Source organism: Pseudomonas sp. 5C2 (genome assembly GCF_034314155.1).
In the GTDB taxonomy this organism is placed as follows: Bacteria; Pseudomonadota; Gammaproteobacteria; order Pseudomonadales; family Pseudomonadaceae; genus Aquipseudomonas.
Genome location: NZ_JAVIWH010000002.1, coordinates 2,158,242 through 2,170,870 on the forward strand (window position 1 = coordinate 2,158,242; position 12,629 = coordinate 2,170,870).

Consider the following 12,629-nt stretch of genomic DNA (forward strand, 5'->3'; position numbering starts at 1 on the left):
ACCTCTTATTCCTGAATGACATCAGCGCCTTTCGGGATATTGAATTTGAATTTGCCGGCAACAATCGGCTCGTTGGCTTTCACGCCCGTGAACAGGATATTGGTGCGCTGGCCGACGCTGTCAATCAACTGCATGTCATTGATGACGCCATTGCGAAAAGACAGCCGCAGGCTGTCGAACAGTGTGTCCTTGGTCTTGGGTTTGAGCACAAAGTCGATCACGCCGCCGGCTTCCTTCGCGCTGATGTCAAAGCTTTCGCTGATCTTGGACACATCACCGGACAACAGCAATGCAGGGGTCTGGGTCAGCCGCTGGTCGAGGGTCTTGATTGTCACCTGTTCCAGATCCGGGTCCCACAACGAGACTTTTTTCCCGTCGGATACCATCAACTGTTCCTGAGGCGCGTCTGTATGCCAATAGAACAGGCCTGGACGCTGCAACGCCATGTCACCGGCTGTTTCCTGCAATTGGGTACCGCCGCCGTCCAGTGTCAATTGAGAAAACCGGGCGGTCAGGGTTTGTGATTTTTCAAGCAACTGAGTGAGTCGCGCGACATCTTTGCTATCGGCATAGGCCGGGATAGCGGAAAAAGCCAGTGCAGATACCAACAGCATGCGGATAAGACGCATGGGAGTCCTCATTGAATTCAGTGGAGCCCAGACAGCGCACTGTCGCGCTGTCTGGGTTAGTCGCGCATTGGGCTCGGTGCGATGACCTCACGCGAGCCGTTGGTGTTCATGGACGTCACAACGCCCGCCATTTCCATTGCTTCGATCATTCGGGCGGCGCGGTTGTAACCGATCTTCAGCTTGCGCTGCACCGCAGAAATGGAAGCGCGGCGGCTTTCCAGGACGAAACGTACCGCTTCGTCATACAGAGCATCGCTTTCGCTGTCATCCGAGCCTTCGCTGCCGCCATCAAAGCCACTACCGGGCTCTTCAACGCCCGCAAGGATGTCTTCGTTGTAGTCAGGTGAGCCACGCAACTTCCAGGCCTCCACGACGCGGTGGACCTCTTCGTCAGACACAAAAGCACCATGGACACGAATGGGCAGACTGGTACCCGGCGGCATGTACAGCATGTCACCGTGACCGAGCAGTTGTTCGGCGCCGCCCTGATCGATGATGGTCCGCGAATCGATCTTGCTCGATACCTGAAACGCCATGCGAGTAGGAATGTTGGCCTTGATCAAACCAGTGATCACGTCCACCGATGGCCGCTGGGTCGCGAGAATCAAGTGAATACCAGCTGCCCGGGCTTTCTGGGCGATTCGGGCGATCAGCTCTTCGACCTTTTTGCCGACGATCATCATCATGTCGGCGAATTCGTCGACCACTACCACGATGGTCGGCAATTTGGTCAGCAGCGGCGCTATGTCGTGCATGCTTTCGCGTTTGTACAACGGATCTTCGAGCGGCGTGCCGGCGTCTTGAGCTTCTTTGACCTTGTGATTGAAACCCGACAGGTTACGCACCCCCATCTTCGCCATCAGTTTGTAACGCCGCTCCATCTCGGCGACGCTCCAGCGCAGGGCGTTGGCCGCGTCCTTCATGTCGGTGACGACAGGGCACAGCAGATGCGGAATGCCTTCGTAGATCGACAGCTCAAGCATTTTCGGGTCGATCATGATCAGTTTGGCGTCTTCCGGCCCCGACTTGAACAGGATCGACAGGATCATCGCGTTGACCCCCACCGACTTACCGGAACCGGTAGTACCGGCCACCAGCAGGTGCGGCATCTTCGCCAAGTCGGTAATCACCGGCCTGCCGCCAATGTCATGCCCCAGGGCCAGAGTGACCGGGGACTTGGCGTCATCGAATTCCGGAGTGGACAACACCTCGGAGAAGCGCACGATCTGCCGGTCTTCGTTAGGAATCTCGATGCCGACGGTGGTCTTGCCCGGGATGACTTCAACCACACGCACACTGGTCACGGCCAGCGAACGCGCCAGATCCTTGGCCAGGTTGGAGATTCGACTGACCTTGACCCCGGCGGCGGGCTGAATTTCGTAGCGCGTGATCACCGGTCCCGGATGAATGGAGTCAACGGTGACTTCCACACCAAACTCTTTGAGTTTGATTTCCAGAAGATGACCGACGGCAGCCAGCGATTCGGGGGAGTAGTTGAGCTTTTTCTTCTCTGCCGGATCAAGGATCGAAATCGGCGGCAAGGTACCTTCCACCGCGCTGTCGATGAACAATGGCGCCTGTTTCTCTTTCTGCACGCGCTTGCTCGGCTCCACCACTTTGGCCGGCGCCGGAGCAATCACCGCGGGTACGTGATTTGCGCGCTCGGTCATGTGTTTGCTGAGGGCTTGTTCGCGCTCGATCAAACGCTCTTTGGCCTTGGCCTGCTCCCGGCGATCAGGGGCGACAGGCGCCACCACTTCACTGACACGGGTATCAACCTCACGCAGTTGCGCAACCATCTGCTTGCGCTCGCCACGGGCCGTCCACCAGCGATTGGCCGCGCCCTGAAACAACTCGAACAGGTCAAGCGTGATCTTGCCGGTGACATCCATCACCTTGAACCACGAAAGATCGGTAAAAACCGTCAGGCCAAACAGAAACAGCGCAATGAACATCAGGGTGCTGCCCTGGATATTCAACGCGTTTTTTGCCAGATCGCCCAGACTTTCGCCCAGCGCACCACCGGCCGATGCTGGCAGGCCCGCAGTGAAGTGAAAGTGAATATGGGCCAAGGCCGCACCAGACAATACCAGGAAGACCAGGCCGATCAGGCGCCAGGAGAACAACCAACCGCTCCACTGCCACGGCTCATGACGCTGACGAAAGATTTGATACGTCTTGACCGCCAACAACAGCGGGAAGATGTACGCAAAATAACCCAACACCATGAACAATATGTCAGCCGAGAATGCGCCAGCGCGCCCCGCAGCATTCTGCACCTGCCGGGCACTACTGGTATGGCTCCAACCGGGGTCGGCCTGATCGTAGGTCAATAACGCCATCATCAGATACAGGCACAGGGCGCCGATAGCGATCAGCGCACCTTCCTTGAGCCGGTAGTGCAACTGTTGACGCCAGAGCGGAATGGAACTGGATGCTACGGTGGATTTCTTCAAAACGCTTCTTTTCCTGCGCCTTAGCGCGAACATCTGATGATTGACTACGAAATACTGCTGTCTAGCGTTCGGTAAAAATGAAACAAATGGATACGCTTATCTACAACTCGGCTAATCACTTGAAAAAACACCAATAAGGGCGGCATTGTACGGGTTTGCACCGCCGTTGCCACGCTAGTCTGGCTTGCGTGTAGCATATCTTCAAGCGCCGGACGAACGACTCAATTTGAGCATGCATTGTCTTTCGTGACAAAGGCTTATGGAGTGTTTTTATGAACGACATCAAACATCCGGATCGTGCCGTGTCGCACACTCAAGCCATTGATTGCATCGTTTGGCTACACACATCGGCCTCAGGTTTCGTCAACGGGACCGTCTACGACCACACCGACGCCATAGAGTTGCAGCCGTCGAGTGTACCGCCCTCCCCCTTCGATAAGTCTTGATACCATGCTGACTTGGTTACAACGTAACGACCTGACCTTTCCTCCACTGGAAAAAGCCATGCGTGAGCCGAACGGCTTGCTGGCCGCAGGCGGTGATCTATCCGCCGACCGCTTGATTCAGGCTTATCGTCATGGCTGCTTTCCCTGGTTTCAGGAGGGACAGCCGATCCTGTGGTGGTCACCAGATCCGCGCACGGTATTATTTCCCGAGGAACTGCACATTTCTCGCAGCTTGGGCAAAGTGTTGCGCCAGGGGCGCTACCAGGTGACCTTTGATCAGGATTTCACAGCCGTCATTCAAGCGTGCGCCGCGCCGCGCGATTACGCCGATGGCACCTGGATCACCGACTCGATGCAATCGGCCTACCTTGAACTGCATCGACGCGGCTATGCCCACAGCGTGGAGGTTTGGGAGCAGGATGCCTTGGTCGGAGGCCTTTATGGCTTGGCAATAGGCCAGTTGTTTTTTGGCGAGTCCATGTTCAGTCGGGCGGACAACGCCTCGAAAGTCGGCTTTGCCACGCTGGTCGAGCGCCTGAAGGCGTGGGGTTTCGTACTGATCGACTGCCAGATGCCAACCGAACATCTGCACAGCTTCGGCGCCAGAGCGATTACCCGCACCACATTTGCCGACTACCTTCGCCAGCACCTGGATCAACCTAATATCGCCGACTGGCTGCCTAGGCGAGTTTCATAGCCTGACATACACTCTTAACTAGAGATTTTATCCGAGGGTTGATCATGACAGAGCTGGCGCGGCTTAAGTTTTATGCCACTCAACCCCATTCCTGCAGCTATTTGCCTGAGGAACAAGCGACGACGCTGTTTCTGGACCCTAGCCAGCCGATGGATGTTCAGGTGTACGCCGATCTTTCCGACATGGGTTTTCGCCGCAGCGGAGACCATCTTTACCGGCCTCACTGCCAGAATTGCAGCGCGTGCGTTCCTGCTCGCATTCCTGTGGGACTGTTTGTTCCAGATCGTCAGCAAAAGCGCATTTTCAAGCGCAATGCCGATCTGCAGGTGACCCCGACTCAGCCACGATTCAGCGAAGAGTACTTCGACCTGTATCAGCGCTATATCGAGCAGCGGCATGCTGATGGCGACATGTACCCCCCTAGTCGTGACCAGTTTTCAACATTTCTGGTACGCGACCTGCCTTTCTCGACATTCTACGAATTTCGCCTCGACGAACGCCTCTTGGCAGTCGCCGTTACTGACCTTTTACCCACCGGCCTTTCGGCGGTTTATACATTCTATGAACCAGGCGAAGAGCGCCGCAGTCTGGGCCGCTACGCGATTCTCTGGCAGATCGCCGAGGCGACCAGATTGCAGCTCCATGCGGTCTACCTGGGCTACTGGATAAAGAACTGTAAAAAGATGAATTACAAAACCCAATATCGGCCCATTGAGCTGCTTACGAACCAGAGATGGGTCACTCTTTATTGAAGCACTTGGCTTAACCCCTATTTTTCGGGCACAATGCACGCCGCTTTTGCCTGGAGCAGTTGCACCAGGCCACTCATCGGATACCGAGGCCTTTTACTACATGGCGAAAGAAGAAGCTTTTGAACTGGAAGGCACGGTCGTCGACACCCTGCCCAACACCATGTTCCGTGTGGAGTTGGAAAATGGGCACATTGTCACCGCGCATATTTCCGGCAAAATGCGTAAGAATTACATCCGTATTCTTACCGGCGACAAGGTCCGCGTCGAGTTGACGCCCTACGACTTGAGCAAAGGGCGTATCACTTACCGCGCCCGCTAACAGGTCTTAACAAAAACGCCCGGCCTGTGCCGGGCGTTTTTGTGTGAGCGGGATTTGGCTTCCCGCACTGTCGCGCAACACAGATTTCGCCCATGAAAAGCCCCGTACCACCCGATCAAAGGTGAGATACAGGGCTTTTTGGTTTTGGCTTAAGCCATTTCTGCCGTTGTTTCGAAGTCGAAGGTCATTTCTCCGTCCTTGACGTCGATATGCACCACGCCACCGTGCTCGGCCAACTCACCGAAGAGAATCTCTTCAGCCAGCGGACGCTTGATCTTGTCTTGGATCAAACGAGCCATGGGTCTTGCACCCATCTGCGCATCGTAGCCACTTTCAGCCAACCAGGTTCTGGCGGCGTCAGTCACTTCAAGCAGCACACGCTTGTCTTCCAGCTGCGCCTGCAGTTCGGTAAGGAACTTGTCCACCACACTTTTGATGACCTCATGATTGAGGCGACCAAACTGGATAATGGTGTCCAAACGGTTACGGAATTCCGGCGTGAAACTTTTCTTGATCACTTCCATTGCATCGGAAGAGTGATCCTGATGCGTGAAGCCAATCGAGGCACGCGCAGCAGTTTCTGCGCCAGCGTTGGTGGTCATGATCACGATCACGTTGCGGAAGTCCGCCTTGCGCCCGTTGTTATCAGTCAGCGTACCGTGGTCCATGACCTGCAGCAGCAGGTTGAAGACTTCCGGATGCGCCTTCTCGATTTCATCGAGCAGCAGTACGCAATGCGGCTGCTTGGTAATCGCCTCGGTCAGCAAACCACCCTGATCGAAGCCAACATAACCCGGCGGTGCACCGATCAAGCGCGAAACGGTATGACGCTCCATGTACTCGGACATATCGAAACGCACAAGTTCAATGCCCAAGGCTTTGGCCAACTGCCTAGCCGCTTCGGTCTTGCCGACCCCCGTAGGACCTGCAAACAGGAACGAACCGACCGGTTTATCCGGCGATTTCAGACCGGCGCGCGACAACTTGATCGCGGTCGACAGCGAATCAATCGCTGCATCCTGACCAAACACGGTCATTTTGAGGTCGCGCTCAAGATTACGCAGCAGTTCCTTGTCGGAGCTGTTGACATGCTTAGGCGGAATACGCGCAATCTTGGCAACGATATCTTCAACCTGAGCCACTTCGATACGCTTCACGCGCTTCTCGATGGGCTGCAAGCGCTGATAAGCCCCGGCTTCGTCGATAACATCAATGGCCTTGTCCGGCATGTGCCGATCATTGATGTAGCGCGATGCTAGCTCGGCAGCGGCGCGCAATGCCTCGTCGCTATACTCGATACCATGATGCTGCTCGAAACGCCCCTTGAGCCCTCTCAGGATGCCAATGGTGTCTTCCACGGACGGTTCGGACACATCAACCTTCTGGAAACGCCGCGCCAAAGCCCGATCTTTTTCGAAGATCCCGCGAAATTCCTGGAACGTTGTCGAGCCGATGCAGCGGATATCCCCCGAAGACAGCAGCGGCTTGAGCAGATTCGATGCATCCATCACACCACCAGAAGCAGCACCTGCGCCGATGATGGTATGAATTTCGTCAATGAACAAAATCGCCTGCGGACGCTTTTTCAGCTCATTGAGCAACGCTTTGAAGCGCTTCTCGAAGTCGCCACGGTATTTGGTCCCGGCCAAGAGCGCACCCAGGTCGAGGGAATACACCACGCTATTGGCGAGCAGGTCAGGCACTTGATTGTCGACGATACGCTTAGCCAGACCTTCGGCGATGGCGGTTTTACCCACCCCGGCCTCACCGACAAGCAGCGGGTTGTTTTTGCGACGACGCGCCAGAATCTGCGCCACACGCTCGACTTCCATCTCACGTCCGACCAATGGATCAATCCGGCCCTGACGCGCCAATTCATTCAGGTTGCTGGCGTAGGCATCCAGAGGATTGCCTGAAGAAGAAGACTCGCCGCCCTCGTCATCCTGCATATCTTGCTCACCTTCCGAGTGATCGCCATGCCCTGGCACTTTGGAAATACCATGAGCGATGTAATTGACGACATCAATCCGTGCAACGCTCTGCTGTTTGAGCAGAAACACTGCCTGGCTTTCCTGCTCGCTGAAAATGGCAACCAGAACGTTAGCGCCAGTGACTTCACGCTTGCCCGAGCTTTGGACGTGAAAGACAGCACGTTGCAGTACCCGCTGAAAGCCCAGGGTCGGCTGGGTTTCGCGATCCTCGTCATGGACAGGAATCAACGGTGTCGTGGAGTCGATGAACTCCTGCAGATCATGCTTGAGTTTGTCGAGGTTTGCGCCACAAGCGCGCAAGACGGTCGCGGCAGCCTCATTATCCAAAAGAGCCAGCAAGAGATGTTCAACCGTCATGAATTCATGACGCTTGGAACGTGCCTCCTTGAAGGCAAGATTGAGGGTGACTTCGAGCTCACGGTTCAACATAGCTTCACCTCATACCCAAGTGGTCGGCGTTAACCGTCCTTCTCGATCTCACAGAGTAGCGGATGCTGGCTTTCCCTGGCGTATTGGTTGACCTGCATTGCCTTGGTCTCGGCGATATCGCGGGTAAACAATCCACATACTGCCCGTCCCTCTGTATGGACGGCCAGCATGACCTTGGTCGCCAGCTCGCGATTCAGGTTAAAAAACACCTCGAGCACTTCGACGACGAAATCCATCGGTGTGTAATCATCATTAAATATAACCACCTTGTACATCGGTGGCGCCTGCAGTGCTGGCTTGGCCTCCTGTAGCACCACTCCAGCAGCACCATCCTCGTGTGTCGGACGGTCCTGATTGAATGTTAGTCGAATCTGGCTGAATGCATGCATGGAAAGAAAGGTTCGTAGGTGGGCGGGTTCAGTAATTAGTCGCAGTCTGACCGGTTTTCAAGTGGACCGCCGCATGACCTTGACTATCGGCAAAACGGTGTTACAAAGAATAGAACCCACATTGGGTAAAAAGGGTCCGTGCAGTCAACCAAATTTTTTTCGGTCCGGCGGATGAGGTGGATCATACTCCAGACGGAGTCCTTTGCAGAGGGATGTGAGCATGGCAAGCAGTAACCCCAAGCGCGGCAAGGTTAAGTGGTTCAACAACGCAAAAGGCTACGGATTCATTATTGAAGACGGCCAGAGCGAGGATTTGTTCGCCCATTACTCGGCGATAAAGATGGACGGCTACAAGACCTTGAAAGCAGGTCAGGCCGTTAATTTTGACATCATTCAGGGGCCCAAAGGTTTGCACGCTGTAGAGATTGCAGCTGCGAGCGAGACCCAAACCTCCTCCCCTGTCGACGTTCCAAATCTGACCCATCAACCGCTGGATGTAACTGCCTGATTCGTCAGCAATCAGGCCGCTAAACCAAAAACCAGCCGAAAAAAAACCGGCCAGTTCAAGTTAATTGAACTGGCCGGTTTTGCTTAGCGCCGATCAGCTCACATGTGAGAGATCAGGGCATCGCCGAACGCAGAAGAAGACAGCAGTTTAGCGCCATCCATCAGACGTTCGAAGTCATAGGTCACTGTCTTGGCCGAGATTGCGCCGTTGGTGCCTTTGATGATCAGGTCAGCAGCTTCGACCCAACCCATGTGGCGCAGCATCATTTCAGCAGACAGGATCAACGAACCTGGGTTCACCTGATCTTTGCCAGCGTACTTCGGTGCAGTACCGTGGGTCGCTTCGAACATCGCAATGGTGTCGGACAGGTTAGCGCCCGGAGCGATGCCGATACCGCCAACTTCAGCAGCCAGTGCGTCGGACAGGTAGTCACCGTTGAGGTTCAGGGTCGCGATCACGTCGTATTCGGCCGGGCGCAGCAGGATCTGCTGAAGCATGGCGTCGGCGATGGCGTCTTTAACGATAACGTTCTTGCCGGTTTTAGGGTTCTTGAACTGCATCCAAGGACCGCCGTCAAGCAAGGTAGCGCCGAATTCTTCAGCAGCCACTTCGTAGGCCCATTCTTTGAAGGCACCTTCGGTGAACTTCATGATGTTGCCTTTGTGCACAATGGTCAGCGAGTCACGGTCGTTGTCGACGATGTACTGCAGAGCCTTGCGTACCAGACGCTTGGTGCCTTCCAGAGAAACCGGCTTGATGCCGATACCGCAGTTTTGATCAAAGCGGATCTTGGTAACACCCATTTCCTCTTTGAGGAACTTGATGATCTTGATCGCTTCCGGCGAACCGGCTTTCCACTCGATGCCAGCATAAATATCTTCGGAGTTTTCACGGAAGATAGTCATGTCGACGTCGCCTGGCTTCTTGACCGGGCTAGGCACGCCTTCGAACCAACGCACTGGGCGCAGGCAGACGTACAGGTCCAACTGCTGACGCATGGCAACGTTCAGGGAACGAATGCCGCCGCCGACTGGAGTGGTCAGCGGGCCCTTGATAGAAACGACGTAGTCTTTAACAGCGTCCAGGGTTTCCTGAGGCAGCCAGGTATCCTGATCGTAGACTTGAGTGGCCTTCTCGCCAGCGTAGACTTCCATCCAGGAGATTTTGCGCTCGCCGCCGTAAGCCTTTTTAACTGCAGCATCAACAACTTTCATCATGACCGGGCTGATGTCGACGCCGATACCATCACCTTCAATGAAAGGGATGATCGGGTTGTTCGGCACATTAAGAGAATGGTCTGCGTTGACGGTGATTTTGTCGCCGACTGCTGGAACCTGAATCTTCTGGTATCCCATGCTGGACTCCGTTTCTTTCGTGGTCTGACATCTGCTGCGCGGATAGCGCAACGGATGGATATTTGGGTCGCGAAAAGGCGCATCATTCTTGTAGCTTTTCTACAGAAAGTCACGCACTTTTCCATCGTCCGATGTCACCCTCACCTGCTACAACCCCCTGAATGCAGGGCATGTAGCCACACTACAAAGCGACTACATCGCTGCTTTGGATGAGCTGACATCACTCCAGAACCAAACGTCGGTTCGCTGAAAAACAGGGCGAACAGCTATTATGGCTCCTCTCGCGGCCAAGCGACGCCGCTTAATTAAAGGAGATCCACCTTTCATGCGTTTTATTCCGCACGTGACCGTGGCAACCGTCATCGAAGACGAGGGCCGTTTCCTGATGGTCGAGGAAGTCGCTGAGGGCCGAGCCGTATTTAATCAGCCTGCCGGGCATTTGGAAGCCGACGAAAGTCTGATCCAGGCCGCTCTACGCGAAACACTGGAAGAAACCGGCTGGGATGTGGAGCTGACCGGCGTGATCGGCATCTACCTGTACACCGCCCCCAGCAACGGCGTGACTTACCAACGCGTCTGCTTCGCCGGCAAGCCATTGCACCAACGACCCGATTACACGCTCGACGAGGGCATCATTGGACCACGCTGGCTCACTCGAGAAGCGCTTATGGAGCAGCGCGACCGCTGGCGCAGCGAACTGGTGATGCGCTGCATCGACGATTATTTGACCGGCGAACGCTTCGGTTTAGGCTTACTGCGTGAGACTGCTTGATCACGGCCTGTTAGAATTGCGTCCTTTTTGAAGCCACCCATTGAATTCCTATGCGTGATCCAGCCCCCCACGATCCAGCTCCTCATGATCCAGAAAGGACCCGCGTCATTGTCGGTATGTCCGGCGGCGTGGACTCTTCCGTCTCTGCCCTCCTGCTGATTGAGCAGGGCTATCAGGTGGAAGGCCTGTTCATGAAGAACTGGGAGGAAGACGACGGAACCGACTATTGCACCGCCCGCGAAGACCTGGCCGATGCGCAGGCCGTGTGCGACAAAATCGGCATCAAACTGCACACCGCCAACTTTGCCGCCGAGTACTGGGACAACGTGTTCGAGCATTTCCTGGCTGAATACAAAGCCGGACGTACGCCCAACCCGGACATCCTTTGCAACCGCGAGATCAAGTTCAAGGCATTTCTCGATTACGCCATGATGCTCGGCGCAGACCTGATCGCTACAGGCCATTACGTCCGTCGTCGCGACATCGACGGCCGCACCGAACTGCTCAAAGGCCTGGACCCGAACAAGGACCAGAGTTACTTCCTGCATGCTGTGGGCGGCGAGCAGATCGCCAAGACCCTGTTCCCGGTCGGCGAGCTGGAAAAACCTGCCGTGCGCGCCATCGCGGAAAAACACGAACTGGCCACAGCAAAGAAAAAAGACTCCACCGGCATCTGCTTCATCGGTGAGCGTCGCTTCAGCGACTTTCTCAAGCAGTACCTGCCCGCCCAGCCCGGCGAGATCAAGACGACCGAAGGCGAAGTCATCGGCCACCATCATGGACTGATGTATCACACCATCGGCCAGCGCCAAGGGCTCGGCATCGGCGGTTTGAAAGACGCGAGCGACGACCCGTGGTACGTACTGGCCAAGGACCTAGAAAACAACGAGCTGATCGTCGGTCAGGGCAATGATCATCCGTGGCTGTTCTCCCAGGCACTGACGGCGTCGGAAATTTATTGGGTCAACCCGATCGATCTGAGCACCCCACGTCAACTGACCGCTAAAGTGCGTTATCGCCAAAGCGACCAGAAATGCACGCTTGAACAGACAGCCACCGGCTACCGCGTCACGTTCGAAGAACCCCAGCGCGCAGTCACACCAGGCCAGTCCGTGGTGTTTTACGAGGGCGAAATCTGCCTGGGAGGCGGCGTCATCGAAGTGGCCGAGCCTTGGCACAGCAAGGACAAGCGCTGATGACTCCGATGCAAGAGCAACTGGTCGCCTTGGGCGGTGTATTCCAGGCGGCCGTGCTGGTCGACAAGATTGCCAAGACTGGCCAGGTCAGTGAAGCGGCGCTCGGCTGCATGCTGGGTAGCCTGCTGGTCATGGACCCCAAAGACACACTGGAAGTCTACGGCGGTGACGACCTGAACCTGCGCGAGGGTTATCGTTCGTTGGTCAGCGCACTGGAAAGGGACCCGACCAGCCTGCAACGCGAACCACTGCGTTATGCCCTGTCGATGCTGGGCCTGGAGCGGCAATTGGCCAAGCGTGACGACCTGCTAGAAGTAATCGGCAAACGCTTGCCGCAGATCAAGTCCCAGGTCGAGCATTTCGGCCTGGTTCACGACAACGTAATTGCCGCGAGCGGCGCGCTTTATCAGGACACACTGAGCACATTGCGCCAACGAATTCAGGTTCATGGCGACATGCGCAATCTGCAACAACCCAACAATGCGTCGAAAATTCGCGCCCTGCTGCTGGCCGGTATTCGCTCCGCGCGATTATGGCGACAGCTGGGCGGTCATCGCTGGCAATTGGTCATCAGCCGCCGCAAGCTACTTAAAGAGCTTTACCCAATGTTGCGCGGCTGATTCGCAACGCTGTACGGCTACCCCTTGAACACCGACTCTATTAATTATTGCGCGCTCTACGCTGGTCAGT

At 55.6% G+C, this 12,629-nt stretch carries 13 protein-coding genes; 8 read left to right on the top strand and 5 right to left on the bottom strand.

Annotation, left to right across the window (positions count from 1 at the left end; translation table 11 throughout):
* Window positions 1–5: 5 nt before the first annotated feature.
* Both lolA and ftsK read right to left on the bottom strand, forming a co-directional pair.
* Window positions 6–629 carry an outer membrane lipoprotein chaperone LolA gene (gene lolA, locus RGU44_RS10635; protein ID WP_322178423.1) on the bottom strand — a complete coding sequence of 208 codons (624 nt, stop codon included), beginning with the start codon at window positions 627–629 and terminating at the stop codon, window positions 6–8.
* A gap of 56 nt (window positions 630–685) precedes the next feature.
* The gene (gene ftsK, locus RGU44_RS10640) at window positions 686–3,118 is read right to left on the bottom strand and encodes a DNA translocase FtsK (protein ID WP_322178422.1); all 2,433 of its coding nucleotides are present in this window, start codon (window positions 3,116–3,118) and stop codon (window positions 686–688) included.
* A gap of 239 nt (window positions 3,119–3,357) precedes the next feature.
* On the opposite strand from ftsK, the gene RGU44_RS10645 reads away from it, so the two are divergent.
* The 4 genes from RGU44_RS10645 (at window position 3,358) to infA (ending at window position 5,299) form a co-directional block, all read left to right on the top strand.
* Window positions 3,358–3,531 carry a hypothetical protein gene (locus RGU44_RS10645; protein ID WP_322178421.1) on the top strand — a complete coding sequence of 58 codons (174 nt, stop codon included), beginning with the start codon at window positions 3,358–3,360 and terminating at the stop codon, window positions 3,529–3,531.
* 4 nt (window positions 3,532–3,535) lie between these two features.
* Window positions 3,536–4,228: a leucyl/phenylalanyl-tRNA--protein transferase gene (aat, locus tag RGU44_RS10650; protein WP_322178420.1), complete on the top strand. Its 693-nt coding sequence runs from the start codon at window positions 3,536–3,538 to the stop codon at window positions 4,226–4,228.
* 44 nt (window positions 4,229–4,272) lie between these two features.
* Window positions 4,273–4,980, top strand: coding sequence for an arginyltransferase (locus RGU44_RS10655; protein WP_322217075.1), 708 nt, complete (start codon window positions 4,273–4,275; stop codon window positions 4,978–4,980).
* 100 nt (window positions 4,981–5,080) lie between these two features.
* Window positions 5,081–5,299: a translation initiation factor IF-1 gene (gene infA, locus RGU44_RS10660; RefSeq protein WP_322178418.1), complete on the top strand. Its 219-nt coding sequence runs from the start codon at window positions 5,081–5,083 to the stop codon at window positions 5,297–5,299.
* Between the two features lie 149 nt (window positions 5,300–5,448).
* On the opposite strand, the gene clpA is transcribed toward infA, so the two are convergent.
* Together clpA and clpS are read right to left on the bottom strand one after the other, a co-directional pair.
* Window positions 5,449–7,719, bottom strand: coding sequence for an ATP-dependent Clp protease ATP-binding subunit ClpA (clpA, locus tag RGU44_RS10665; RefSeq protein ID WP_219064426.1), 2,271 nt, complete (start codon window positions 7,717–7,719; stop codon window positions 5,449–5,451).
* A gap of 29 nt (window positions 7,720–7,748) precedes the next feature.
* A complete protein-coding gene (clpS, locus tag RGU44_RS10670) occupies window positions 7,749–8,108 on the bottom strand; it encodes an ATP-dependent Clp protease adapter ClpS (protein ID WP_219064425.1) in 360 nt (119 codons plus the stop codon).
* Between the two features lie 220 nt (window positions 8,109–8,328).
* On the opposite strand from clpS, the gene cspD reads away from it, so the two are divergent.
* Window positions 8,329–8,616, top strand: coding sequence for a cold shock domain-containing protein CspD (cspD, locus tag RGU44_RS10675; protein ID WP_322178417.1), 288 nt, complete (start codon window positions 8,329–8,331; stop codon window positions 8,614–8,616).
* A gap of 98 nt (window positions 8,617–8,714) precedes the next feature.
* On the opposite strand, the gene icd is transcribed toward cspD, so the two are convergent.
* Window positions 8,715–9,971: an NADP-dependent isocitrate dehydrogenase gene (icd, locus tag RGU44_RS10680; RefSeq protein WP_322178416.1), complete on the bottom strand. Its 1,257-nt coding sequence runs from the start codon at window positions 9,969–9,971 to the stop codon at window positions 8,715–8,717.
* 325 nt (window positions 9,972–10,296) lie between these two features.
* Between icd and RGU44_RS10685 the strand changes: the two genes are divergently transcribed.
* From RGU44_RS10685 to hflD, 3 genes are read left to right on the top strand one after another with little or no spacing between them, the layout of a single operon-like run.
* Window positions 10,297–10,743 carry an NUDIX hydrolase gene (locus tag RGU44_RS10685; RefSeq protein WP_322178415.1) on the top strand — a complete coding sequence of 149 codons (447 nt, stop codon included), beginning with the start codon at window positions 10,297–10,299 and terminating at the stop codon, window positions 10,741–10,743.
* A gap of 50 nt (window positions 10,744–10,793) precedes the next feature.
* Window positions 10,794–11,939, top strand: coding sequence for a tRNA 2-thiouridine(34) synthase MnmA (gene mnmA / locus RGU44_RS10690; protein ID WP_322178414.1), 1,146 nt, complete (start codon window positions 10,794–10,796; stop codon window positions 11,937–11,939).
* Window positions 11,939–12,559 carry a high frequency lysogenization protein HflD gene (gene hflD, locus RGU44_RS10695; protein WP_322178413.1) on the top strand — a complete coding sequence of 207 codons (621 nt, stop codon included), beginning with the start codon at window positions 11,939–11,941 and terminating at the stop codon, window positions 12,557–12,559. The genes mnmA and hflD overlap by 1 nt, the downstream gene beginning before the upstream one ends.
* Window positions 12,560–12,629: the final 70 nt, after the last annotated feature.